23 protein-coding genes are annotated in these 24,070 nt (G+C 64.8%); 18 read left to right on the top strand and 5 right to left on the bottom strand.

Annotated elements, in window-relative coordinates; genetic code table 11:
- Positions 1 to 36 precede the first annotated feature (36 nt).
- Both smpB and AB7245_RS25975 read left to right on the top strand, forming a co-directional pair.
- A complete protein-coding gene (smpB, locus tag AB7245_RS25980; RefSeq protein ID WP_008133025.1) occupies positions 37 to 510 on the top strand; it encodes an SsrA-binding protein SmpB in 474 nt (157 codons plus the stop codon).
- A 17-nt stretch (positions 511 to 527) separates the two neighbouring features.
- Entirely contained in the window at positions 528 to 1,109 is a 582-nt protein-coding gene (locus AB7245_RS25975) for a peroxiredoxin (protein ID WP_063982831.1), read from the top strand.
- On the opposite strand, the gene AB7245_RS25970 is transcribed toward AB7245_RS25975, so the two are convergent.
- Positions 1,106 to 1,780, bottom strand: a complete 675-nt coding sequence (locus AB7245_RS25970; RefSeq protein WP_085399881.1) for a uracil-DNA glycosylase — start codon at positions 1,778 to 1,780, stop codon at positions 1,106 to 1,108. The genes AB7245_RS25975 and AB7245_RS25970 overlap by 4 nt on opposite strands.
- Complete coding sequence (locus tag AB7245_RS25965; protein WP_014494741.1) at positions 1,761 to 2,408, bottom strand: LabA-like NYN domain-containing protein; 648 nt, start codon at positions 2,406 to 2,408, stop codon at positions 1,761 to 1,763. The genes AB7245_RS25970 and AB7245_RS25965 overlap by 20 nt, the downstream gene beginning before the upstream one ends.
- A 322-nt stretch (positions 2,409 to 2,730) precedes the next feature.
- On the opposite strand from AB7245_RS25965, the gene rpoZ reads away from it, so the two are divergent.
- The 13 genes from rpoZ (at position 2,731) to AB7245_RS25900 (ending at position 17,015) form a co-directional block, all read left to right on the top strand.
- A complete protein-coding gene (rpoZ, locus tag AB7245_RS25960) occupies positions 2,731 to 3,123 on the top strand; it encodes a DNA-directed RNA polymerase subunit omega (RefSeq protein WP_014494742.1) in 393 nt (130 codons plus the stop codon).
- Positions 3,124 to 3,330: 207 nt separating this feature from the next.
- Complete coding sequence (locus AB7245_RS25955) at positions 3,331 to 5,616, top strand: RelA/SpoT family protein (RefSeq protein ID WP_071913178.1); 2,286 nt, start codon at positions 3,331 to 3,333, stop codon at positions 5,614 to 5,616.
- A gap of 45 nt (positions 5,617 to 5,661) precedes the next feature.
- Complete coding sequence (locus tag AB7245_RS25950; RefSeq protein ID WP_085399879.1) at positions 5,662 to 6,414, top strand: pyridoxine 5'-phosphate synthase; 753 nt, start codon at positions 5,662 to 5,664, stop codon at positions 6,412 to 6,414.
- Complete coding sequence (acpS, locus tag AB7245_RS25945; RefSeq protein ID WP_014494745.1) at positions 6,411 to 6,830, top strand: holo-ACP synthase; 420 nt, start codon at positions 6,411 to 6,413, stop codon at positions 6,828 to 6,830. Before AB7245_RS25950 ends, acpS begins: the two co-directional genes overlap by 4 nt.
- Before the next feature lie 250 nt (positions 6,831 to 7,080).
- Positions 7,081 to 7,845: a signal peptidase I gene (gene lepB, locus AB7245_RS25940; protein ID WP_014494746.1), complete on the top strand. Its 765-nt coding sequence runs from the start codon at positions 7,081 to 7,083 to the stop codon at positions 7,843 to 7,845.
- A complete protein-coding gene (gene rnc, locus AB7245_RS25935; protein ID WP_085399878.1) occupies positions 7,842 to 8,708 on the top strand; it encodes a ribonuclease III in 867 nt (288 codons plus the stop codon). Before lepB ends, rnc begins: the two co-directional genes overlap by 4 nt.
- Positions 8,698 to 9,624: a GTPase Era gene (gene era / locus AB7245_RS25930; RefSeq protein WP_085399877.1), complete on the top strand. Its 927-nt coding sequence runs from the start codon at positions 8,698 to 8,700 to the stop codon at positions 9,622 to 9,624. Before rnc ends, era begins: the two co-directional genes overlap by 11 nt.
- Before the next feature lie 21 nt (positions 9,625 to 9,645).
- Positions 9,646 to 10,026, top strand: a complete 381-nt coding sequence (locus tag AB7245_RS25925) for a hypothetical protein (RefSeq protein ID WP_085399876.1) — start codon at positions 9,646 to 9,648, stop codon at positions 10,024 to 10,026.
- Positions 10,027 to 10,166: 140 nt separating this feature from the next.
- Entirely contained in the window at positions 10,167 to 10,919 is a 753-nt protein-coding gene (gene recO, locus AB7245_RS25920; protein ID WP_085399875.1) for a DNA repair protein RecO, read from the top strand.
- A gap of 104 nt (positions 10,920 to 11,023) precedes the next feature.
- Complete coding sequence (locus tag AB7245_RS25915; RefSeq protein WP_071913189.1) at positions 11,024 to 11,302, top strand: hypothetical protein; 279 nt, start codon at positions 11,024 to 11,026, stop codon at positions 11,300 to 11,302.
- Positions 11,303 to 11,362: 60 nt separating this feature from the next.
- Entirely contained in the window at positions 11,363 to 13,621 is a 2,259-nt protein-coding gene (parC, locus tag AB7245_RS25910; RefSeq protein ID WP_085399874.1) for a DNA topoisomerase IV subunit A, read from the top strand.
- A 294-nt stretch (positions 13,622 to 13,915) separates the two neighbouring features.
- Positions 13,916 to 15,466: an ABC transporter substrate-binding protein gene (locus tag AB7245_RS25905; RefSeq protein ID WP_439035059.1), complete on the top strand. Its 1,551-nt coding sequence runs from the start codon at positions 13,916 to 13,918 to the stop codon at positions 15,464 to 15,466.
- 4 nt (positions 15,467 to 15,470) lie between these two features.
- On the top strand, positions 15,471 to 17,015 hold the full coding sequence (locus tag AB7245_RS25900; RefSeq protein WP_085399872.1) for a GMC family oxidoreductase: 1,545 nt from the start codon (positions 15,471 to 15,473) through the stop codon (positions 17,013 to 17,015).
- Between the two features lie 2 nt (positions 17,016 to 17,017).
- Here AB7245_RS25900 and AB7245_RS25895 read toward each other — a convergent pair whose 3' ends face one another.
- Positions 17,018 to 17,749, bottom strand: a complete 732-nt coding sequence (locus tag AB7245_RS25895; RefSeq protein ID WP_085399888.1) for an outer membrane protein — start codon at positions 17,747 to 17,749, stop codon at positions 17,018 to 17,020.
- Positions 17,750 to 18,105: 356 nt separating this feature from the next.
- On the opposite strand from AB7245_RS25895, the gene AB7245_RS25890 reads away from it, so the two are divergent.
- The gene (locus AB7245_RS25890; RefSeq protein WP_144030670.1) at positions 18,106 to 19,731 is read left to right on the top strand and encodes a hypothetical protein; all 1,626 of its coding nucleotides are present in this window, start codon (positions 18,106 to 18,108) and stop codon (positions 19,729 to 19,731) included.
- Here the strand turns inward: AB7245_RS25890 and chrA are convergent.
- Positions 19,728 to 21,113 (bottom strand): chromate efflux transporter, encoded by a 1,386-nt coding sequence (gene chrA, locus AB7245_RS25885; RefSeq protein ID WP_085399870.1) that lies wholly within the window; start codon positions 21,111 to 21,113, stop codon positions 19,728 to 19,730. The genes AB7245_RS25890 and chrA overlap by 4 nt on opposite strands.
- Positions 21,113 to 21,931 carry a chromate resistance protein ChrB domain-containing protein gene (locus tag AB7245_RS25880; RefSeq protein WP_085399869.1) on the bottom strand — a complete coding sequence of 273 codons (819 nt, stop codon included), beginning with the start codon at positions 21,929 to 21,931 and terminating at the stop codon, positions 21,113 to 21,115. The genes chrA and AB7245_RS25880 overlap by 1 nt, the downstream gene beginning before the upstream one ends.
- Before the next feature lie 194 nt (positions 21,932 to 22,125).
- Between AB7245_RS25880 and dmeF the strand changes: the two genes are divergently transcribed.
- Positions 22,126 to 23,100: a CDF family Co(II)/Ni(II) efflux transporter DmeF gene (dmeF, locus tag AB7245_RS25875; protein WP_085399868.1), complete on the top strand. Its 975-nt coding sequence runs from the start codon at positions 22,126 to 22,128 to the stop codon at positions 23,098 to 23,100.
- 86 nt (positions 23,101 to 23,186) lie between these two features.
- Complete coding sequence (locus tag AB7245_RS25870) at positions 23,187 to 24,020, top strand: N-acyl homoserine lactonase family protein (protein WP_439035058.1); 834 nt, start codon at positions 23,187 to 23,189, stop codon at positions 24,018 to 24,020.
- Positions 24,021 to 24,070: the final 50 nt, after the last annotated feature.

Below are 24,070 nucleotides of genomic sequence, written 5' to 3'. Positions count from 1 at the left end.
TAGCTTACGCGCGCATCTCGACCGGAATTGTCTGTTATGGCCGATAAGAACGAACGTCCTATCAAGGTCATGGCGGAAAATCGCAAGGCCCGCTTCAACTATGCGATCGAAGACACGATCGAGGCGGGCATTGCGCTCACCGGCACCGAGGTCAAATCGATCCGCAACGGCAAGAGCACGATCGCGGAGTCCTACGCCGATTCCAAGGACGGCGAGATTTGGCTGATCAACGCCACCATTCCCGAATATCTCCAGGGCAACCGCTTCAATCACGAGCCCAAGCGGCCGCGAAAGCTGCTTCTGCATCGCAAGCAGATCAACAAGCTGATGGGCGCGGTCGACCGCGAAGGCATGACGCTGATCCCGCTCAAGCTCTATTTCAACGAGCGCGGGCGGGCCAAGCTGCAGCTGGCGGTTGCAAAGGGTAAGAAGCTGCACGACAAGCGCGAGTCCGAGAAGAAGCGCGACTGGAGCCGGGAGAAGGGCCGACTGTTGCGGGCGAGGGGATAGCGGCAAGAGGTTGGCGGATGACTCAGAAGAACCTGCTCGAGGTCGATTGGAGCCAGATTCCCGCACCCGCCGACGACGGCGGCGCCGCGCATCTCAAGGGCATGACCTTGCCTCCGGTCAGCCTGCTCGCGACCGACGATACGTCGGTGAATCTGTCAGCGCTCTCCGGCCGGACCGTGGTGTTCGCCTATCCGCGCACCGGCGAGCCCGGCAAGATCGGGCTGGTCGACGATTGGGACATGATCCCGGGCGCGCGCGGTTGCACGCCGCAGACTTGCGCGTTTCGTGATCTGTTTGCCGAGCTGAAAGCTGCCGGCGCCGCGCAGGTGTACGGCCTCTCGACCCAGAGCAACGCGTACCAGACCGAGATGGCGTCGCGGCTGCACCTGCCGTTCCCCGTGCTGTCGGACGAGAAGCTGGCGCTGACGCGCGCCCTCAATCTGCCGACCATGGAGGTCGCTGGCCTGACCTTGATCAAGCGCCTTGCGCTGATCATCGACGACGCCAAGGTCACCCATGTGTTCTATCCGGTGTTTCCGCCCGATCGGAACGCCGGCGACGTCCTGGACTGGCTGAAGGCCAATCCAGCCGAGCCCTAGTCCAGGTCGGCCTTCACCTTCGCGAACACGCTGCGGAACATGTCCGTCGTCAGCACGCCGGTGTTCGTGTTGTAGCGCGAGCAATGATAGCTGTCGTAGAGCCTGAATGCGCCGGCCTGATGCACGGCGCCGTGGCCGAAGGGAGCTTGCGAGGCCTTCAGGTTCAGCGGCTTGAGCACCGTGTCGTGCGCAATCCGTCCGAGCGCGACGATCGCGCGCAGCTTCGGCATCGTCGCGAGGGTAGCCCCGAGGAACTGGCGGCAGGTGTTGATCTCGACCGGCAGCGGCTTGTTTTGTGGCGGAACGCAATGCACGGCATTGGCGATCCGGCAGTCGACCAGCTTCAGGCCGTCGTCGGGCCGCGCCTGATAGGTGCCCTTGGCGAAGCCGTATTCGAGCAGCGTGGCGTAGAGCAGGTCGCCGGCATAGTCGCCGGTGAAGGGGCGGCCGGTGCGGTTGGCGCCCTGCATGCCTGGTGCAAGGCCGACGATCAGCAGGCGCGCCTTGATGTCGCCGAAGGGGGGGACCGGCGCGTTGTGCCACAACGGCTCGCGCGCGCGGTTCGCCTCGCGAAAGGCGACCAGGCGCGGACAAAGCGGACAGTCACGGTCGGGAACGAGGGTGAGAGGCTGGCGGCTTGACCGGGCCGCCTCACTCCTCGAAGTCGTCATCGCCCCTCGGCGCCATCGTGGTCGCGCGCTGGAGGAACTGCGGGGCGTGATGGCGTCCCTCGCCACGCTCGCCGCGGTCACGCGGGGCGGGTCGTTCGGACGGGTCGCGGCCGAGCTTGGATTGCAGCTCGACTAGGTCGGTGAAGACGTCGGCCTGGCGGCGCAGCTCGTCGGCGATCATCGGCGGCTGGCTCGCGATGGTGGAGATCACGGTGACCCGGACACCGCGGCGCTGGACGGCTTCGACCAGGGAGCGGAAGTCGCCGTCACCCGAGAACAGCACCATCTGGTCGATGTGCTCGGCGAGCTCCATGGCGTCCACGGCGAGCTCGATGTCCATGTTGCCCTTGACCTTGCGGCGGCCGGAGGCGTCGATGAACTCCTTGGTCGCCTTGGTGACGACCGTGTAGCCGTTGTAGTCGAGCCAGTCGATCAGCGGGCGGATCGAGGAGTACTCCTGATCCTCGATGATCGCGGTGTAGTAGAACGCCCGCAACAGCGTCCCGCGGCTCTGAAACTCCTTCAGCAGGCGCTTGTAGTCGATGTCGAAGCCCAGAGTTTTCGCCGTCGCGTAGAGATTGGCCCCATCGATGAAGAGCGCGATCTTGTTAGTGGCAGAAGGTGACATTCAGTTTGCTCGCGTAGCGTTCGTGATTGATCGTTTATTGTTGGCGCGGCGACAGCAAGCCGCGCAGGTCTATGGTGCCGCCGAAGCCCGTCGAAACCGCAAATCCGGAGAAGTCGTGGCAATCAAGGTATAGTTATGGCGGACCTCCCGGTGCCACCCTCAATAGCAGCCCGGCAAACCACCCATCCCAGCCCCAATGTGGGGGTAGCAGAGCCGTTTGGCGAGGCCAAATCACAAATTGGCCTTGCGAAATCGCCCTGTCCCCTATAACTAGCCCCAATCATCCACATATTTCGTCCCACCCACAACGGAGCGACAGTCCATGGCTCGCGTCACCGTAGAAGATTGTATCGACAAGGTCGACAACCGGTTTGACCTGGTCCTGCTGGCCGCCCACCGGGCCCGCATGATTTCGTCCGGTTCACAACTAACGGTTGACCGCGATAACGACAAGAACCCCGTTGTGTCTTTACGCGAAATTGCGGACGAAACCATCTCGCCGGAGGACCTCCGCGAGGAGCTGGTCCACTCGCTCCAGAAATTCGTCGAGGTCGACGAGCCCGAGCCCGATACGGTCCCGCTGATCGGTTCCGCCGGTGCCAGCGTCGATGCCGACGATACCGAAGTTGCCGTTGAGCGCATGACCGAAGAGGAGCTCCTGAAGGGCCTCGAGGGCCTCGCGCCGCCGGAAGAACAGCCCGAGGAGGACGAGTAATCGTCCCGTCGCAGTCGTCGATTTCTTGTGATCTTATCAGAGGCCCGAACCCGTGTTCGGGCCTTTGCTTTTGTTGGCGTTTTCGTGGTTACCATAGCGTTGCCGCATCGCGTTGCTTGCCTGTCACCGAATTGATCGGACGCACGCGCGATCGGGGCTAAGATGTATGCAACGGGCAGCTCATGGTCCGTTTGAAGGCAGGATGGCATGGTGTATCGGCGCCGGAGACAAACGCAGATGCTGGCCGCAACCGAATCGGTTGCCGTGGCCCCGACTGCGCCGGTGGGGCGCCCGGCCAAGCCTCGCGCGCGCATGATGCGTCAATATGACCTCGTCGAGCGCGTCAGGTCCTACAATCCCAATACCAACGAAGACCTGCTGAACCGCGCCTATGTCTACGCCATGAAGGCGCACGGCTCGCAGACACGTGCCTCGGGCGATCCGTATTTCTCGCACCCGCTCGAAGTGGCGGCGATTCTCACCGATCTGAAGCTCGACGACGCCACCATCGTGGCTGCCCTGCTGCACGACACGATCGAGGACACCGAGGCGACGCGTGCCGAGATCGACCAGATCTTCGGGCCCGAGATCGGCGCGCTGGTCGAAGGCCTGACCAAGCTGAAGCGGCTGGAGCTGGTGTCGCGCGAGGCCAAGCAGGCCGAGAACCTGCGCAAATTGTTGCTGGCCATTGCCGACGATGTCCGCGTTCTGCTGGTCAAGCTCGCCGACCGCCTGCACAACATGCGTACGCTGGACTTCGTGCCGCCGGAGTCGCGACGGCGCATTGCCGAGGAGACGCTCGACATCTATGCGCCGCTGGCCGGGCGCATGGGCATGCAGGAAATGCGCGAGGAGCTGGAGGATTTGTCCTTCCGCACCCTCGATCCGGAAGCCTATTCGGTGGTGATGCAGCGGCTCGACGCGCTCGCCGAGCGCAACCGCAACCTGATCGGCGAGATCGAGGACCAGCTCTCCAACAATCTGCGCCACCGGGGGCTCGGCGCGCGGGTCTATGGCCGCCGCAAGAAGCCGTTCTCGATCTGGACCAAGATGGAACGCAAGTCGGTCGGCTTCGAGCAATTGTCCGACATCTTCGGCTTCCGCCTCGTAGTCAACGACATCGAGGCCTGCTATCGCGCGCTCGGCATCGTCCACACCAATTGGCCGGTCGTGCCCGGGCGTTTCAAGGACTACATCTCGACGCCGAAGCAGAACGACTACCGCTCGATCCACACCACCGTGATCGGCCCCGGCAACCAGCGCGTCGAGCTGCAGATCCGTACCGAGGCGATGGACCAGATCGCCGAGCGCGGCATCGCCGCACACGTGTTCTACAAGGAAGACGTGGGCTCGCCGACCGAGTTTCTCAAGCGCGAGTCCAATGCGTTCGCCTGGTTGCGCCACACCATCGGCATCCTCTCGGAGAGCGCCAACCCCGAGGAATTCCTCGAGCACACCAAGCTCGAGCTGTTCCACGACCAGGTGTTCTGCTTCACCCCGAAGGGCAAGCTGATCGCGCTGCCGCGCCATGCCAATGTGATCGACTTCGCCTATGCCGTGCACACCGACGTCGGCAACAGCGCCGTCGGCTGCAAGATCAACGGCCAGTTCGCGCCGCTCTCCTCGGAGCTCCAGAACGGCGACGAGGTCGAGGTGCTGACCTCGGAGGCCCAAGCGGCGCCGCCCTCGGCCTGGGAAACGCTCGCGGTCACCGGCAAGGCGCGCGCCGCGATCCGCCGCGCCACCAGGACCGCGGTGCGCGACCAATATGTCGGTCTCGGCCGGCGCATCGTCGAGCGCCTGTTCGAGCGCGCCAAGATCGAATATGCCGACGACAAGCTCAAGGGCGCGCTGCCGCGGCTGGCGCGCACCTCGATCGAGGACGTCATGGCGGCGGTCGGTCGCGGCGAGATCAAGGCCTCCCACGTCGCGCGTGCGATGTATCCCGACTACAAGGAGGAGCGCATCGCGCGCTACGGCGTCAAGAAGGGGCTCGCCGCCAAGCTCAGGGAGAAGTCGTCGGAGCCGCCGCGCAGCCCGGTCGCGATCCCGATCCGCGGCATCAATTCCGACCTGCCGGTGAAGTTCGCGCCAAACGGCGGCGCCGTGCCCGGGGACCGCATCGTCGGCATCGTCACGCCGGGCGAGGGGATAACGATCTACCCGATCCAGGCGCCGGCCCTGAAGGATTTCGAGGAGGAGCCGGAGCGCTGGCTCGACGTGCGCTGGGACATCGAGGATTCCGCGCCGCAGCGCTTCCCGGCCCGTATCAAGGTCGAGAACGTCAACGAGCCCGGCGCGCTGGCACAGATCGCGACCGTGATCGCCGAGCACGACGGTAACATCGACAACATCAGCATGCAGCGCCGCTCGCCCGATTTCACGGAGACGACGATCGACCTCGAGGTCTACGATCTCAAGCATCTGAGCGCGATCCTCGCCCAGTTGCGCGCCAAGGCGGTCGTGGCCCGTGTCGAACGTGTTAATGGATAGACGCCTCTCGCATGCGTCCGTCTCCCCGATTTCGTGAGTCCTGAAATGTCCGCTTCTCCGCTCCGCCTCGGCGTCAATATCGACCACGTCGCAACCGTGCGTAACGCGCGCGGCGGCCGCCATCCCGATCCGGTGCGTGCCGCGCTGCTGGCGATCGAGGCCGGCGCCGACGGCATCACCGCTCACTTGCGCGAGGATCGCCGGCACATCCGCGACGAGGACATGGCGCGGCTGAAGGCCGAGATCTCCAAGCCGCTCAATTTCGAGATGGCGGCGACCGACGACATGATGCGCATCTCGCTCGCCACGAAGCCGCACGCGGTGTGCCTCGTGCCCGAGCGCCGCCAGGAGGTGACGACCGAAGGCGGCCTCGACGTCGTCGGCCAGCACAATGCGCTCGCGCCGTACATCGCACGGCTGAACGATGCGGGCATCCGGGTCTCGCTGTTCATCGCCGCCGATCCCGCGCAGATCGAGATGGCGGCACGGCTGCGTGCGCCCGTGATCGAGATCCACACGGGGGCCTGGTGCGACGCCGTCGTCGACGGGCACACCGCGAAGGCCGAGGCGGAATGGCAGCGGATCGTGGCAGGGGTGAAGCTGGCCAAGGAAGCGGGGCTCGAGGTTCATGCGGGCCATGGGCTCGACTATGCGACGGCGGAGACGATAGCGGCCCTGCCGGAGATCATGGAGCTCAACATCGGCTACTACATGATCGGCGAGGCACTGTTCGTCGGGCTCGCCGAGACGGTACGCAGCATGCGCGCGGCGATGGACCGCGGCCGGAGCCGGGCATGATCATCGGCATCGGCTCCGACCTGATCGACATCACCCGCGTCGGCAAGGTGATCGAGCGCCATGGCGAACGTTTCCTCGACCGCATCTTCACCGCGGCCGAGCGGGCCAAGGCGGAGCGGCGCGCCAAGAGCGAGAAGATGGTGGTTGCAACCTACGCCAAGCGCTTCGCCGCCAAGGAGGCCTGCTCGAAGGCGCTAGGTACCGGCATCCGGAACGGTGTCTGGTGGCGCGACATGGGGGTGGTCAACCTGCCGGGAGGGCGGCCGACCATGCAGTTGACGGGCGGGGCGCTGGCCCGGCTCCAGGCCCTGACGCCCGAGGGGTTCGAGGCGAAAATCGACCTGTCGATCACCGACGACTGGCCGCTGGCGCAGGCCTTCGTCATCATTTCCGCGGTGCCGCTGGCCAAGCCCTGACCGTCGGCGGGCTGTTTTTATAATTCACATTAAAAATCAATGTCTTATGCAGTTTTGATGCGATCCTTGATTGCGTGGCACCCGACAACCGTCTAAAAGTCCGCGAACGCAAATCAGGCTGGGCGAATTCGGCTTTACGCCGGAATTGGCCCTCATTATCAGAATCAGGACAATCTCCTTGGGCCGCGAAGCGATGGGCTGTTCGCGGAAGGAGGGCGCTCTGTGACCGCCGGCCGGAATTGAGAGAGCAATGAGCGTGACTTCGGGAACGAAAACTGAAAGCGGCGTCGGCGAAACGATCCGCGTCGTGATCCACGCTCTCCTGATCGCGCTCGTGATCCGCACGTTCCTGTTCCAGCCGTTCAACATTCCGTCCGGCTCGATGAAGGCGACGCTGCTGGTCGGCGACTATCTGTTCGTCTCAAAATATTCCTACGGCTATAGCCACTACTCGATCCCGTTCTCGCCGCCGCTGTTCTCGGGGCGGATCTGGGGCTCGGACCCGAACCGCGGCGACATCGTCGTGTTCCGCCTGCCGAAGGACGACTCCACCGACTACATCAAGCGCGTCATCGGCCTTCCCGGCGACCGCATCCAGATGAAGGATGGGCTGCTCTACATCAACGACACTCCGGTCGAGCGGCAGCGCATGAGCGAATTTGTCGGCGAGGATCCCTGCGGCTCCGAGGGCGGGGGCATCTCGCGGGTGAAGCGCTGGAAGGAAACGCTGCCGAACGGCGTGTCCTATGAGACGCTGGACTGCGCCGACAACGGCTACATGGACAACACCAACGTCTACAACGTGCCGCCGGGCCATTTCTTCATGATGGGCGACAACCGTGACAACTCCACCGACAGCCGTTTCCTCGGCCAGGTCGGCTACGTGCCGCAGGAGAATTTGATCGGCCGCGCCCAGATGATCTTCTTCTCCATCGCCGAAGGCGAGCATGCCTGGATGTTCTGGCGCTGGCCTTGGGCGGTGCGCTGGAACCGTTTCTTCAAAATCGTCCGATGAAAGACGAAGCCAAGGACATCCCGATCCAATCGACCGAGCCCGCGGCGGGCGCCGACCGCGAAGCGGCGACCAAGACGCTTGCGACCAAGACGCCTGAAACCAAGACACCTGAAACCAAGACACCTGCAAAGAAGAAGCGGGTACGCAGCAGCAAGGCCAAGGCCTCGGATGCGAACGCGGCGCTCGAGGCGCGCATCGGCCACAGCTTTGCCGATCCGAATCTGCTGATGCAGGCGATCACGCATGTCTCGGCGCTGAAGTCGGGGCGCAAGCGCGGCGACAGCTATCAGCGGCTGGAATTCCTGGGCGACCATGTGCTGGGGCTCGTCGTCTCCGACATGCTCTATCACGCCTTCCCGAATGCTGATGAGGGCGAGCTGTCCAAGCGACTTGCCGAACTGGTGCGCAAGGAGAGCTGCGCCGACGTTGCCAAGTCGCTCGGTCTGCTCGACGACGTCAAGCTCGGTTCGGTCGGGCCGAGCGCCGATGCCCGCCTGCGCAAGAGCGTGCTCGGCGACATCTGCGAGGCCGTGATCGGCGCCGTCTTCCTCGACGGTGGCTACGCGGCGGCGGCGGAATTCGTCAGGCGCAACTGGACCGAACGCATGCACAAGCCGCGGCGTCCCTTGCGCGATCCCAAGACCGTGCTGCAGGAATGGGCGCAGGGGAAGGGGCTGCCGACGCCTGTCTACCGCGAGGTCGAGCGCACCGGCCCGCATCACGATCCGCAGTTCCGCGTCGCGGTGGATCTGCCGGGATTGGCGTCGGCCGAAGGCATCGGTGGCAGCAAGCGTGCAGCGGAGAAGGTGGCGGCCTCAGTGATGATCGAACGTGAAGGTGTTGGCGGCGGCAATGACGGCTGAAGCAAGCGGCGAGGCGCCCTCCGCAACGCGCTGCGGCTTCGTTGCGCTGATCGGCGCGCCGAATGTCGGAAAATCCACACTGGTCAATGCGCTGGTCGGGGCCAAGGTCACGATCGTCTCGCGCAAGGTGCAGACCACGCGCGCGCTGATCCGCGGCATCGTCATCGAGGACAACGCGCAGATCATCCTGGTCGACACGCCCGGCATCTTCCTGCCCAAGCGCAGGCTCGACCGCGCCATGGTCTCGACGGCCTGGAGCGGGGCGCACGACGCCGACCTCGTCTGCGTGCTGCTCGACGCCAAGGCCGGGATTGATGAAGAGGCCGAGGCGATCCTCACCAAGGTCGCCAGCGTCAAGCACGAGAAGATCCTGGTCATCAACAAGGTCGATCTGGTCCAGCGCGAGAAGCTGCTGGCGCTGGCGCAGGCCGCCAACGAGCGCATGGCCTTTGCAAAGACCTTCATGATCGCGGCGATCTCGGGCGACGGCGTCGACGACCTCAGGCATACGCTGGCCGAAATCGTGCCGCCGGGCCCGTTCCTCTACCCCGAAGACCAGATGTCGGACGCGCCGATGCGGCAGCTTGCGGCCGAGATCACGCGCGAGAAGATCTATCGCAAGCTGCACCAGGAATTGCCCTACCAATCCACGGTCGAGACCGACAAGTGGGAGGAGCGCAAGGACAAGTCGGTGCGCATCGAGCAGACGATCTTCGTCGAGCGCGAGAGCCAGCGCAAGATCGTGCTGGGCGCAGGCGGCGCCACCATCAAGTCGATCGGCGCGGACTCGCGCAAGGAGATCGGCGAGATCCTGGGCGTGCCGGTGCACCTGTTCCTGTTCGTCAAGGTGCGCGAAAACTGGGGCGACGATCCCGATCGCTATCGCGAGATGGGCCTGGAATTTCCCAAAGAATAACCAAGAAAAGATCGGTCACCGATGAGCGTACCCAGCAACGTCCGGCGCTTCGAAGCGCTGCTCTATGCGTCATTGATGCTGGATGCCCTGTCGGTCGCGGTGCAGGACCGCACGCCCAGTGCCGAGATGACCGAGCCGATGATCATGATGGCGACCATGCTCGCCGGCGGCATGATCCTGCTGCTGGTCTATTTCGTCTGGTTGGCTGCGCGTTGGCGCAAGAACTGGCCGCGCTGGGTGCTGGCGGCGGCCCTCGTGCTGTCCGTGATCTCGCTCGGCCAGATCATCGGCGAGAAGGGCCTGGAGCTCGACAGCGTCATCGAGATCGTCTCCTGCGTGCTGACCGCGATGGGGCTGTATTTCTCGTTCAGCGGCGACGCCCAGGGCTGGTTCAACGCCTAACGTCTTGCGCGATGCCGTAGGGTGGGCAAAGGCGCGCCCTTGCGCGCCGTGCCCAACCTAATCGTGCTGCGGATCAAATTGGTGGGCACGCTTCGCTTTGCCCGTCCTACACTCACCTGAAATGCGATAAGCTCCGTTCCATGGAATGGACCGACGAAGGCATCGTGCTGGGCGTGCGGCGGCATGGCGAGAGCAGCGCCATCGTCGAGCTGCTGACGCGTGCGCACGGCCGGCATCTCGGCCTCGTGCGCGGTGGCGCCGGTTCGCGGATGCGGCCGCTCTTGCAGCCCGGCAACAGCGTCAGTGTGGTGTGGCGGGCGCGGCTCGACGAGCATCTCGGCACCTATGCGATTGAGGGCCTCAAGCTGCGCGCGGCGACGCTGCTGGGATCCTCCCACGGCGTCTATGGCGTCACCCATCTCGCCTCGATTGCGCGGCTGCTGCCGGAGCGCGATCCGCACGAAGACATCTTCGCGATGCTCGAACATTCGCTCGATGATTTCGACGATATCGGCAGTGCCGCCGTGCACCTCATCCATTTCGAGCTGGCGATGCTCGCCGAGCTCGGCTTCGGGCTCGCGCTGGAAAACTGCGCGGTGACCGGCGAGACCGCGGACCTGATCTATGTCTCGCCGAAATCCGGCGGCGCGGTGTCGCGCGGGGCCGGCGAACCGTGGCGCGACCGGCTGTTGCGCCTGCCGCCGTTCCTGCGTCGTGGCGAGGCCGCGAGCGACCTCACCGACCAGGATCTCCAGGATGGCTTCCGGCTCACCGGCCTGTTCCTGCTGCGCCATGTGCTGGAGCCCCGCGGCCAGGGCCATTCCGACGCGCGCGCCGGCTTCATCAATGCGCTGACGCGGCAGCAGGCGAAGGCGGCTATTCCGGCGCCATGACCTGAGGGCGCCTCTGCCTTGCCCGCGGGCATGATATTTCCCCGGAACGAAATCCCCCTGGCTGAATTGGCCCTCGCAGGGTTCCACAACGGGGACAGCCAAAAATGTTGATCAAGGGATTCGCCGTGTCGGCGGCGTTGCTTGCGTTCGCGCCTGACGCCGTGGCTGGCGAGCCGCAACCGGGTGTCTTTCGCCGGGCATCCTGCACCGTGATCCGGTATTACGTGGCGAAATATTCCGCTGCGGCCGCAGAGAGTTGGGCGCGGTCCAAGGGGGCAACGGAGGCCGAAATCGAGGTCGCCCGGCGTTGCCTGACGAATGCGCCGGTCACCGCGCAAGCCAAGACCCAGCAGCCAGTGACCGCCGGCTGGGCAGGGCAATAGCCGCCCACAGGGAACCAATCGATCCTTGCCCGATTCGCTTCCACGGTTTAACCGGGCGGCATGGGAAAACGATTGATTCCGCCGGAGGAACCGGCCGAAATTCACGAGGTGCCGCTGCGTGAGGCGCTGGAAGAGCGCTATCTCGCCTATGCGCTCTCCACCATCATGCACCGTGCGCTGCCGGATGCGCGCGACGGTCTGAAGCCGGTGCACCGGCGCATCCTCTACGGCATGCGCCTGCTCCGGCTCGACCCCGGCACGGCGTTCAAGAAATCCGCCAAGATCGTCGGCGACGTGATGGGCTCGTTCCATCCGCATGGCGACCAGGCGATCTACGACGCCATGGTACGCCTCGCGCAGGATTTCTCCTCGCGCTACCCGCTGGTCGACGGCCAGGGCAATTTCGGCAATATCGACGGCGATAACCCGGCTGCCTACCGCTACACCGAAGCGCGCATGACCGACGTCGCGCGGCTTCTGCTCGAGGGCATCGACGAGGACGGCGTCGAGTTCCGGCCCAACTACGACGGCCAGTCGAAAGAGCCGGTCGTGCTGCCCGGCGGCTTTCCGAACCTGCTTGCCAACGGCGCGCAAGGCATCGCGGTCGGCATGGCGACGTCGATCCCGCCGCACAACGCGGCCGAGCTCTGCGACGCCGCGCTGCACCTGATCGAGAAGCCCGACGCGAAATCCAAGGTGTTGCTGAAGTGGGTGAAGGGCCCGGATTTCCCGACCGGCGGCATCTGCGTCGATTCCAAGCAGGCGATCGCTGAAGCCTATACGACGGGTCGCGGCTCGTTCCGTGTTCGCGCGCGATGGGAGCAGGAAGAGGGTACGCGCGGCACCTGGGTCGTCGTCGTCACCGAGATTCCCTTCCTAGTGCAGAAGTCGCGCCTGATCGAGAAGGTCGCCGAGCTGCTGGACCAGAAGAAGCTGCCGCTGGTCGGCGACATCAGGGACGAGTCGGCCGAAGACGTCCGCATCGTGATCGAGCCGAAGTCGAAGAACGTCGATCCCGCCCTGATGATGGAATCGTTGTTCCGGCTGACCGAGCTCGAAAACAAGATTCCGCTGAACCTCAACGTGCTGATCAAGGGCCGCATCCCCAAGGTGGTGGGGCTCGCGGAGTGCCTGCGCGAATGGCTCGACCATCTGCGCGACGTCCTGATCCGCCGGACCAACTTCCGCAAGGCGCAGATCGAAAACCGGCTTGAAGTTCTGGGCGGTTTGTTGATCGCGTACTTGAACCTCGACGAGGTGATCAGGATCATCCGCACCGTGGACGAGCCGAAGCCGGCGCTGATCAAGGCGTTCAAGCTTACCGAGGTGCAGGCCGAGGCCATCCTCAACATGCGCCTGCGCAGCTTGCGCAAGCTCGAGGAAATGGAGATCCGCACCGAGGAAAAGAACCTCCGCGCCGAGCTCAAGGGCATCAACGCGGTGCTCGCTTCGGAGCCGGAGCAGTGGAAGAAGGTCGGCGAGCAGGTCGGCAAGGTCCGCGACATGTTCGGACCGAAGACGCCGCTCGGCAAGCGCCGCACCACCTTTGCGGATGCGCCCGAGCACGACCTCGCCGCAATGGAAGAAGCCCTCGTCGAGCGCGAGCCGGTGACGGTCGTGGTCTCCGACAAGGGCTGGATCCGCACCATGAAGGGCCATGTCGAGGATCTCTCGGGGCTGGCCTTCAAGCAGGACGACAAGCTCGGTTTTGCCTTCTTCGCGGAGACGACCTCGAAGCTGCTGCTGTTCGCCACCAACGGCAAATTCTACTCGCTCGATGTCGCAAAGCTTCCGGGCGGTCGCGGCCACGGCGAGCCGATCCGTCTGTTCATCGACCTCGAGCAGGAGGCGGCCCCCGTCGCGCTGTTCGTCAACAAGGGCGGACGCAAATTCCTGATCGCGAGCCACGAGGGCCAGGGCTTCGTCGTCAACGAGGACGATTGCGTCGGCACGACCAAGAAGGGCAAGCAAGTCCTCAACGTCGACATGCCGAACGAGGCGCGCACGGTCACCGAGGTGATCGGCGACACCGTCGCGGTCATCGGCGAGAACCGCAAGATGCTGATCTTCCCGCTCGACCAGGTGCCGGAGATGGCCCGCGGTCGCGGCGTGCGGCTGCAGAAGTACAAGGACGGCGGCCTGTCCGACGTCGCCGTGTTCGAGGCCAAGGCGGGCCTGACCTGGAAGGACTCCGCCGGCCGCGAATTCTCCGCGACCATGAAGGAGCTTGCCGAGTGGCAAGGCACCCGTGCGGATGCCGGCCGCATGCCGCCGAAGGGTTTCCCGAAGTCGAACAAGTTCGGCAAGGTGATCGGGTAAGCAGGCTCGTGTCCCGGACGCGCTGCAGCGTGAAACGCTGCTGCGCAGAGCCGGGACCCACAACACAGGTGTCATGCCCCGGCTTGAACGGGGCATCCAGTACGCCGCGGCTTCTCGGTTTCATCACGCCCCTCTCTGGAATACTGGATCGCCCGCCTTCGCGGGCGATGACAGCGAGTGTGGCGCAAACGCTTGGCAGATAGGCGTGAGCGCATAAGTGCCTGCGTTGATCGGGCACGAACATTGCTTTTTCTTTGCCTGCAAATGAACTCTCAAGAAGAAGCAAAAGGCACAATGTTCAAACTGAAGGCTTTCATTCCGGCGCTGTTCGGCCTCGCGCTGGTCGCGGCGCCCGCGCATGCGGCGGGCAATCTCGTTGCGGTGCTCGAGGCGGAGATCGTCACGCTCGATCCGCATTTTTCCACGGCCTACATTTCGCGCACGTTTGGCTACATGGTGTTCGACACGCTCTTTGCGAAAGACTCCAAGGGCGACATCAAGCCGCAGATGGTGCAGGACTGGAAAGTCTCATCCGACGGATTGACCTATACGTTCACGCTGCGCGACGGCCTGAAATGGCATGACGGCCAGCCGGTCACGGCGGCCGATTGCGTGGCGTCGCTGCGCCGCTGGGGCACCCGCAGCGCGCTCGGCCGTCGCATCTTCGCGGTCACGGCCTCGCTCGAGCCGACGGATGCGAAAACCTTCGTGCTGACGCTGAAGGAGCCGTCCGGCCTCGTGATCGATGCGCTCGGCAATCCCGTCAGCCCGGTCGCTTTCATGATGCCCGAGCGCATCGCGAAAACACCCGGCGACCAGCGCATCACGGAGATCATCGGTTCCGGCCCGTTCGTCTACAGCAAGGCCGATCACCGCACCGGCGATCGCATGATCCTGAAGAAATTCGCCGACTATGTGCCGCGCCCCGAGCCCGCCGATTTCCTCGCCGGCGGCAAGCGCGTCGGCATCGACACGCTCGAGATCCGCGTCATCCCGGATGGTGCGACCGCCGCGTCTGCGCTGCAGGCGGGCGAGGTAGACTTCATGCAATTTGCGCCGTTCGATCTGTTGCCGCAGCTGGAAAAGAATTCCCGCGTCAAGCTGGTCAATTTCACCGGCGGCAACATGTTCGCCGGCGCCTATCGTCTCAACGCCGCATCGAAGCCGTTTGATGATCCGGAAATTCGCCGCGTGCTGTGGAAGCTGGTCGACCAGCGCGAGGTGCTGGATGCGCTCGGGCTCGATGCCAAATACGCGGCTCCCTGCGCGACGTTCTTCACCTGCGGCACCACCTATGAGAGCAAGGCGGGCACGGAAGCGGCCGCGAAGACGTCGATTGAAGCCGCGAAAGCCGCGTTGAAGGCGACCAAATATGCCGGCGAGCCCGTGGTCGTCATGGAAGCCAACGACCTCGAAGCCCCGCGCGTCTCGGCGCAGGTGCTGGCCGAGCGGCTGAAGCAGGCCGGGTTCAACGTCGATCTCCAGGTGATGGACTGGGCGAGCGTGCTGGCGCGCCGCGCCAAGAAAGAAGGCTGGAGCGTCTATGGCGTCCACGCCGGCGGTTTTGACCTGGGCTCGCCGCTGACCAACGTCATGGTCGCCTTCAACTGCGCCGACTTCACCGGCTGGCAATGCGATGCGCGCATCACGCCGCTGATGGAAGCCTTCGCCAAGGCACCTGCCGAGGAGGACCGCAAGAAAATCGCCGGCGAGATTCAGAGCGTCATGTACGATCAGGCGCCCGCGATCCCGTGGGGCCAGTTTGCGCAGCCGGCGGCCTATCGCGCCACCCTGCGTGGTCTGATACCGTCCGCCATCCCGGTGTTCTGGAACGTTGAGAAGTAACGCGATGTACGATGTCATTGTTGTCGGCGGCGGCTCTGCCGGCGCCGCTGTTGCGGCACGGCTTTCCGAGGATCCCGCACGGCGTGTCCTGCTGCTCGAGGCGGGGCTGGACTGGCGCGCCGACGAGGCGCCCTGGGAGGTGATGACGCCAAATCCCATCCCGATCATCCACAAGCGCGAGTACCAGGAGAAATGGCAGTGGCCCGATCTTCTGACGCGCCGGGTGGCCGGGCAGGAGCCGCGCTTCTATTGGCGCGGCAAGGGGCTTGGCGGCTCATCGATGATGAACGGCCAGATTGCCATCCGCGGCGTCGCTGACGCGTTCGACGAATGGGCCGCCGATGGCTGCACCGGCTGGTCGGCCAAGGACGTGATGCCACTGTTCTCGGTGATCGAGGATGATTTGGAATTTGGTGACGCCCCGGGCCATGGAAGCGGCGGACCGCTGCCGGTCTATCGCGCTCGGCCCGAGAAGTGGGGTCCGATCGATCGCGGCCTGCGCGATGCGGCGCTGGCGAGCGGCTATCCCTGGTGCGCCGACCTCAACGGTCCTGATGGCGAGGGCGTCGCCTGCTATCCCATCAACAGCCGCGACAGCCGCCGCATCACGACCAACGAGGGCTATCTCGAGCCGGCGCGCGGCCGTGCCAATCTCGAGATTCGCGGGCACGCGCTGGTCGATCGCGTGCTGATCAGCGACGGCCGGGCGACCGGCCTTCGGGTTCACATCGAAGGGCAGGGCACCCACGAGATCAGCGCGCGCCAGATCGTGCTGTGCGCCGGCGCCATCCACAGTCCGGCGATCCTGCTGCGTTCAGGCATCGGACCGGCGGATGAGCTGAAGGCGATCGGGATCGCGGTCGAGCGCGATCTGCCGGTCGGCCGCCACTTCTTCGACCACCCGCTGTTTCGCGCCACGATCCAGCTCCACGAAAACCTGCGGCCGACCGATCCGGACACCCGCCACACCAATTGCTGCGTGACCTATTCCTCCGGCCTCGCCGATGGCGGCAAGCGCGACATGATCCTGATCGCGTTCAACCACCGCGGCATCGGCGTGCCCGGAGCGATCGGCGCCGGCCTGTTCAACGCCTATTCGCGCGGCACGCTCAAGCTGGCTTCGACCGATCCGGCGATCGATCCCATCGTCGAGGAGAACATGCTCGCCGATCCCCGCGACATGCTGCGCATGATGGACGCGGTGAAACGGCTGGCCGTGATCACCTCGCAGCCGGCGCTTTCAGGCATTGCCGATTGGATCAGGCTGACCGACACCGATCTGACGCTTCCGCAAGCTGCGGCCTTGCCGGATCACGAGCTCGATGCGCTGCTGCGGCGAGAGACCGGAGACATCCAGCATGCCGCCGGCAGTTGCCGCATGAGTGGGGCCAACGACCCCGATGGCGTGGTCAACCCCGACGGCACCGTGAAGGGTATCTCGGGCCTACGCGTCGCGGACGCCTCGATCATGCCGTCCGACTGCCGCGCCAACACCCACTTCACGACGGTGGTGATCGGCGAGGCGATTGCACGGATGATGATGCGTTAGCGCTAGAAGTGATAGTTCACGCCTGCGGTCACGGCGTGAATGCGATCCTTCAGGCTGAAGATGTTGACGGTCGTGCCGGCCCCATTGCTCAGGAACGCGCTGTGGTCGCCGAAGTCGTAATAGTCGTATTCGAAAACCGCGGACCAATGCGGTGCGAACGCCCAGTCGACGCCGGTGCCGGCGGTCCAGCCGGTTCGGGTGCTGGCTCCGCTGGGATTGACGGGGACGCCACCAGCGGGCGTGAAGGCCTCGTCAAGCTTTTCACGCGTCCAGGCGCCGCCGCCTCGGACGAACACCAGCCAGCGATCAGCGAACGCGTAGCCGAGCCGCGCGGTGGCCGAGGCCAGGAAGTCGTTGCTCATCGTGAACTGGCTGGGGACGACGACGCCGGTCACGAGGTTTCTGACGGTGCCGGCGTGCGAGTTGCGGAGGCTGCTCCAGGCCGCACGGCCTTCGGCACCCACGACCCATCTGGTCGCAAATTGATAGTCGCAGCCGACCTGTCCGCCCCCAACGAAGCCTGTTGAACTGAAGGAGACAGAGTTTCCAAGCGAGTTGGTGGTCCGGTCGTCGCTGACGACACCGCCGACGTGTGCGCCGACATAGCAACCGGTCCAGGTGAAGGGGATGGGCGCGAGGGGAGGTGCCTTCACCGCCAGATCAGCCGCCAAGGCCGCGCTGGAAAATCCCAATGCCAAAAGCCCGCCCACCCAAGCGACCGCGAAACGCCCCATGTCAGTCCCCATTCCCGCCTGCGACAACTTGGCACATGTCTGCCAGAAATGCCGCTGCTCGGGAAAGTGCAATTCGCATGATGTGCACAATTTGGGGTAGAGCCGTGGCGCAAATGTCACGCTCGGATCCGATGCACGCGGCGAGCATGACGGCTCGTTGACGTCGATGCTGATTTTACCTGGTGCCATCGAAGGTGAACCACTTCACAGCGGTCACAGCGGGGTCGTGCTAGCATTCGACAGTGCTGGCTGACCCAGCACCATGGCCGGAGTTCGGCTCAAATTACGCCATGCCCGATAAGCGCTGGCGGTTCGCATTTTCAGACGCTGTTCCCGCAATGAAGGGAGGTCTGGCAATGAGCGACACTCCAAAACCCGTGCCCGCCGACGAGTCGGCTCAGGCGGACCTTGCAGATTCTGAAGCTCCGGCGCCCGCATCCGGATTCGCCAAACGGCTGGAATCGTTCTTCGAGGTGATTCCATTTCTTGGCGGCGTTTTCATCGTGGTCCTCAGCGTGGAGCCGCTCCGCAATTTCATCTGGGACTCACGCCAGGTGATCATCCCGATCGTGGTGTTCGCCGCTGTCGTCATCCCGACGATCTTGCTGATGCCGATCGGGCAGCGATGGCTGAGAGAGAGCAAGGCGTCCACACGTGCGGGGCTCTTCATATTCTTCATGCTGGTGCTGGTGTCGATCGTGGCCATTGTTGCCTCGCTCGGCAAATTCTACCAGTACACGGTGCTGCGCGGCGTGTTCCTGGCCGTGGTGTGCCTGCTGCCCGGCGCAATGTGGTATCTCTTCGTCGGAACGCGCAAGGCGAGCCTGCTGAACGAATACCTGGTCAATCTCGATCGTCTGGGGCTGTTGCGCCAGGTGCGGAACGAGGATGCGGCGATCCGGGGACGTCGCGTTCAGGGGTATCTTCAGAAGTTCGAAGCCATCTATGGCGAGCTTGCGCCGAACGTCTATGCGGATGTGCTGAGCGGCCGTCTCGGCAAATATTCAAGGGCGGATACCGGCGGCGTGACGACACTCTCGACTGCGACGGTCCCGGTCTTGCTCGCCACGGTGCTGATTTCGCTCGGCTGGTTTGTCACGCTGCCGCCGTATCAGGCCGACGTTGTCTTCACCGTGAGTCCGGGCGTGCAGGCGCTGACGCCGTCGGGCACGCCGGTCCAGCTCGCGTTCCTCGGCGCCTATTTCTTCTCGCTCCAGATGCTGTTTCGCCGCTACGTCCTGGAGGATCTCGGTGGCAGCGCCTATGTCGCGGTGTCGCTGCGCATCATTCTGGCCGTCATCGGGATCTGGACCTTCACGGCTGTGTCTAGCGCGAACGACCATCTGCTTCTGCTCGCCGGCTTCGTCTTCGGCGTATTCCCGCGCGTGCTCTGGCAGGTCGTGGAGCAGATGTTCAAGAAGGCGGCGGGCCTCATCTTGCCGAGCATGGTCTCGCAATTGCCGATCAGCGATCTCGATGGTCTCACCGTCTGGCACGAGGTCAGGCTCGAGGAGGAGGACATCGAGAACGTCCCGAATATGGCGACTGCCGACATCGTCGAGCTCCTGCTCAACACGCGCCTTCCGCCGGAGCGGATCATCGACTGGACCGACCAGGCCATCCTCTACACGCAGCTTGGGCCGCAGCCCAAGCCGAAGGAAGGAGGCAGCGCACGCGAAAAGCTACGCACGCACGGTATCCGCACGGCGAGCTCGCTGCTGTGGGCTTCGTGGCAGGCGCGACTCCAGGGAAGGTCCGAGGAGTTCGATCGGATTTTGCAGGGGGCCGATGGCGCCAGCGCGATGCCGGCGCTGGAGGACTCGCTCCGCACCAATTCGAATCTCGATCTGATCGAGCAGTGGCGCGGCACCTGCGATGCCGCGCAGCGTCCCTCGGCGCAGCCGGGCGCGGAGCAACCGTCGCGCCTGCTCGAGCCGCGCGACGGAGAGTTCGACCCCGGTCGTGCGGCTGCCGCGGCCTAGATCAGGCCCACCAGCCTTAGCACCACGCCCGCGGCGCAGCTGCCGGCGAGCACGGTGAGCATGCCGAGCTTGAAGCGGAAGATCGCGGTCGCGGCCGCGATCGACAGCAGCAGCGCCGGGACGTCAACGCTCGTCAGCACCGGCCTGTCGAAGGACAGCGGGAAGGCGTGCACCGGCACGGTCTCGCGGAACAGCGTGTGCAGCGCGAACCAGATCGAGAGGTTGAGGATCACGCCGACGACGGCGGCGGTGATCGCGCCGAGTGCGCCGGCGAGGCCCCTGTTGCCGCGCAGGCGCTCGATGTAGGGGGCGCCGACGAAGATCCAGAGGAAGCAGGGGGTGAACGTGACCCAGGTCGCAAGCAATCCGCCGAGCGTCGCTGCAAGCATCGGCGACAGGCCGCTTGGATCGCGATAGGCGGCCATGAAGCCAACGAACTGAAGCACCATGATCAACGGGCCTGGCGTGGTCTCGGCCATGCCGAGACCGTCGAGCATCTCGTGCGGCTTCAGCCAGTGATAATGCTCGACCGCCTGCTGCGCAACATACGCCAGCACCGCATAAGCGCCGCCGAACGTGACCAGCGCCATCTTCGAGAAGAACAGCGCGATCTGGCTGAACACGCTGGCTTGACCAAGAATCAAAAGCAGCGCGATCACCGGCACCAGCCAGAGCGCGAGCCATAGCGCACCGACGCGGATCGCGCGCGCGGTATTGGGGCGCACATGCTCGGGAACGGCTTCGCCGAGCATGCTGTCGATCACGGCGGTGCTGCCGCCGGGGCCGTGAGCCGCCGGGGCAAACTCGGGCCGGCCGGCCCGCGCGCCGACATATCCGATCACGCCGGCGGCGATGATGATGATCGGGAAGGGGACCGCGAAGAAGAAGATCGCGACGAAGGCGATTGCGGCGAGTGCAATCATGATGCGGTTCTTCAGCGCGCGCTTGCCGACGCGCACCACGGCTTCGAGGACAATGGTCAGCACGGCCGCCTTCAGCCCGAAGAACAGCGCCTCGACGAAGCTGACATTGCCGTAGGCGGCGTAGATGTAGCTCAGGCCCATGATCGCGATGATGCCGGGCAGGATGAAGAGCCCGCCCGCCATCAGGCCGCCGGCGGTGCGATGCATCAGCCAGCCGACATAGGTAGCCAGCTGCTGCGCCTCCGGTCCGGGCAGGAGCATGCAGTAGTTCAGCGCATGCAGGAATCGGCCTTCGGAGATCCAGTTCTTCTCCTCGACCAAGATGCGATGCATCACCGCGATCTGGCCCGCGGGGCCGCCAAAGCTCAGGCAGGCGACGCGGAGCCAGACGCGGAAGGCTTCACCGAAGCTGATGCCGTGACCGGCATCAGCCCCCGTTTGATTGGCGCGGATGTCCATCACGCCTTCACCTTGTTGGTCGGCCAGTTGTGGGTCTCGGCCGTCGCGTCGCGGCACCAGCGGTAGAAGGCATCGTAGAGCGTCATGCCGGCTTCGAGCTGTTCAAGATCGTCGTCGTACATCCGCGACAGCCCGAGCGAGGCCGCGAGCAGGCCGGGCGCTTCCGGCGCGAGGTCGGGCCGCGCGGTGTCGGCGCCGCGCACCAGCGTGGCGAGCCGCAGCAGCGGTGGCGTGGCAATTCCGAATTCCTCGATCATCACGTCGAAGGTGCAGAGCTCGCCGCGGTGACTCCAGAACACGTTCTCGATGTCGAAGGGCGCCGCGTTGAAACGCTCGCCCACGGCGACGACCTCGGACGGCGCGACATACAGGAACACCGCGTTGGGATCGACGAAGCGGCGGATCAGCCAGGGGCAGGCGATGCGATCGACCTTCGGCCGGGCCCGCGTCACCCAGACGGTGCGTCCCTTCGCGTCGCGTGGCGGCAGCTTGCGGGTGTCGAGCAGCGGCAGCTTTGCCGCCTTCCAGCCCTCGAACCCCCCCTCCAGCGTCTCGGCCGCCACGCCGAGCTGGCGAAGCCAGGCCGCCGTGCCCTGCGCGAGCTTTTCGCCCCGGAAGCACGAGACGATCGCGGAACGGCCCGCGAAGTCGCCGCCCCAGTCCGGAACATTCTCGTGGCTGAGCTTGATCGAACCGGGAATCAGCCGCCGGTCGGCGGCGAAATCCTCGTCCGTGCGCACGTCGATCAGGGCAGGGGCGTTCGCCGTGCCGATCAGCCGTGCCAATTTGTCAGCAGATATCGTTGTGTAGGAAGACATGATGCGCCCTCGTAAAGACAAACGGGACGCGATACTTGGGCTTGTCGCCTCGTGGGGAGATCGCTCAATCCCCATGAGCGTCATTACAACGAAACCGCGCCGGGCTGTCAATCGGCTCGTTGACTTGATTTTGCCCGGACATTCCGCAGGTCTATATTGCGGGTCAACGGACCGGACCTTTCGGAGACTTTTCGATGCATTCTCATTCGACCGAGCAATGGACCCATGACCACGTCTTTCTGGGCGAGAAGCACGATGAGAACGAGCGGCGCACCTGGCTCGTGGTCGTCCTGACGCTGGTGATGATGGTCGGCGAGATCGTCGCCGGCTCGCTGTTCGGCTCGATGGCGCTGCTTGCCGACGGCTGGCACATGGGCACGCATGCGGCCGCGCTTGGCATTGCTGCTTTCGCCTACCGTTTCGCGCGCCGGCACCTGGGGAATGCGCATTTCACCTTCGGCACGGGCAAGTTCGGCGACCTCGCCGCCTTCTCCAGCGCGATCATCCTGGGCCTGATCGCGGTCGAGATCGCCTATGAGAGCGTGCTGCGGCTGTTCACGCCGGTGCCGATCGTCTATGGCGAGGCCATCGCGGTCGCCGCCCTCGGCCTCTGCGTCAACCTCGCCAGCGCGTGGCTGCTGCGCGACAGCCATGATCACCATCATCACGGCCATGACCACGGCCATGACTACGGCCTTGGGCATGCGCATGATGATCACGACGATCACGGTCATCACCACCATCATCACGACAACAATCTTCGTGCGGCCTACGTCCACGTCATGGCCGATGCGGCGACCTCGGTGCTGGCGATCGCAGCGCTGGTGGTCGCGATGTATTCGGGATGGGTCTGGGCCGATCCGGCCGTCGGCCTGATCGGCAGCGCCGTGATCGCGAGCTGGGCGTTCGGCCTGGTCAAGTCCTCAGGCGCGGTGCTGCTCGACGTGCGCGCCGACGAGAAGCTCGAACGCACCATCCGCGCCCGCATGGAGGTCGGAGAGGACCGCGTCACCGACCTGCATCTCTGGCAGGTCGGGCCCGGCCATTGCGCCGTGCTGGTCTCGGTGGTGTCGGACAAGCCGAAGCAGCCGGCCGTCTACAAGAAGCGGCTCGCCGGGCTGAAGGGCCTGAGCCACGTCACGGTCGAGGTCGAGACCTGCCCGCATTGATGTGATCTGCCGAAACGGAATTCGGCGGCGCGGCCGGGGTTGATCCTCGGTCGCAGCCATACAGGGCGCCGCAAGAGGAACCAAGGATGATGCCCAGGATCAAGTTTGCTCTCGCCGTCGCCGCGCTGGCTCTGTCCGGCCACGCGGCCGTCGCGCAGTCCGAGAAATCGGGCGTCGAAAAGCTCTACGTCCTCAATTGCGGGGAGGGCACCGCCGGGGACATCTCGCGCTGGACGCCCGGCCTGAACGAGGGCGAGTCGATGGATTTCGTCGACAGCTGCTATCTCATCAAGCACAGCAGCAAGGGCTGGTTCCTGTGGGACACCGGCATCGCCGATGCTGTCGCCGCCATGCCGAATGGCCTTGTCCCCGCCGATCCCAAGGCCGTCACCTGGCGCCGGCCGAAGACGTTGGCCGCCCCGCTCGAACAGCTCGGCCTTAAGCCGGATGACGTCAAGGCGATGGCGGTGTCGCATACGCATCCGGACCACACCGGCAATGTCGAGCTGTTCCCGCAGGCCATGCTCTACGTGCAGAAGGCCGAATATGACTGGCCCGGCGCCAACAACGAACCGCGCTTCAAGCCCTCGCACCCGGTCGAGTTGCTCGCGGGTGACAAGGACGTGTTCGGCGACGGCAGCGTGACCATCCTGTCGACGCCCGGCCACACGCCGGGACACCAGTCGCTGCTGGTGAAACTGCCGAAAACCGGCGCGGTGGTGCTGTCGGGCGACGCCGTCCACTTCAAGGACAATTGGGATAACCGCCGCGTCCCCAGCATGAACGCCAACAAGGACCAGAGCGCGGCGTCGATGCAGAAGATCGCCGACACGCTGACCAAGGAGAAGGCGCAGCTCTGGATCAACCACGACAAGGCCCAGCGCGACAGCCAGAAGATGGCGCCTGAGTTTTACGACTAGCGTTTGCGCCGAGGCTGCTGCCATGGCGTTGGCAGCAGCAGCGTGCTACG

This window comes from Bradyrhizobium sp. 604_D8_N2_3, from assembly GCF_051810765.1.
Taxonomy (GTDB): domain Bacteria; phylum Pseudomonadota; class Alphaproteobacteria; order Rhizobiales; family Xanthobacteraceae; genus Bradyrhizobium; species Bradyrhizobium barranii.
Note: the sequence above shows the minus strand (reverse complement) of the source record. Positions and strands in the feature narration are given on the sequence as shown.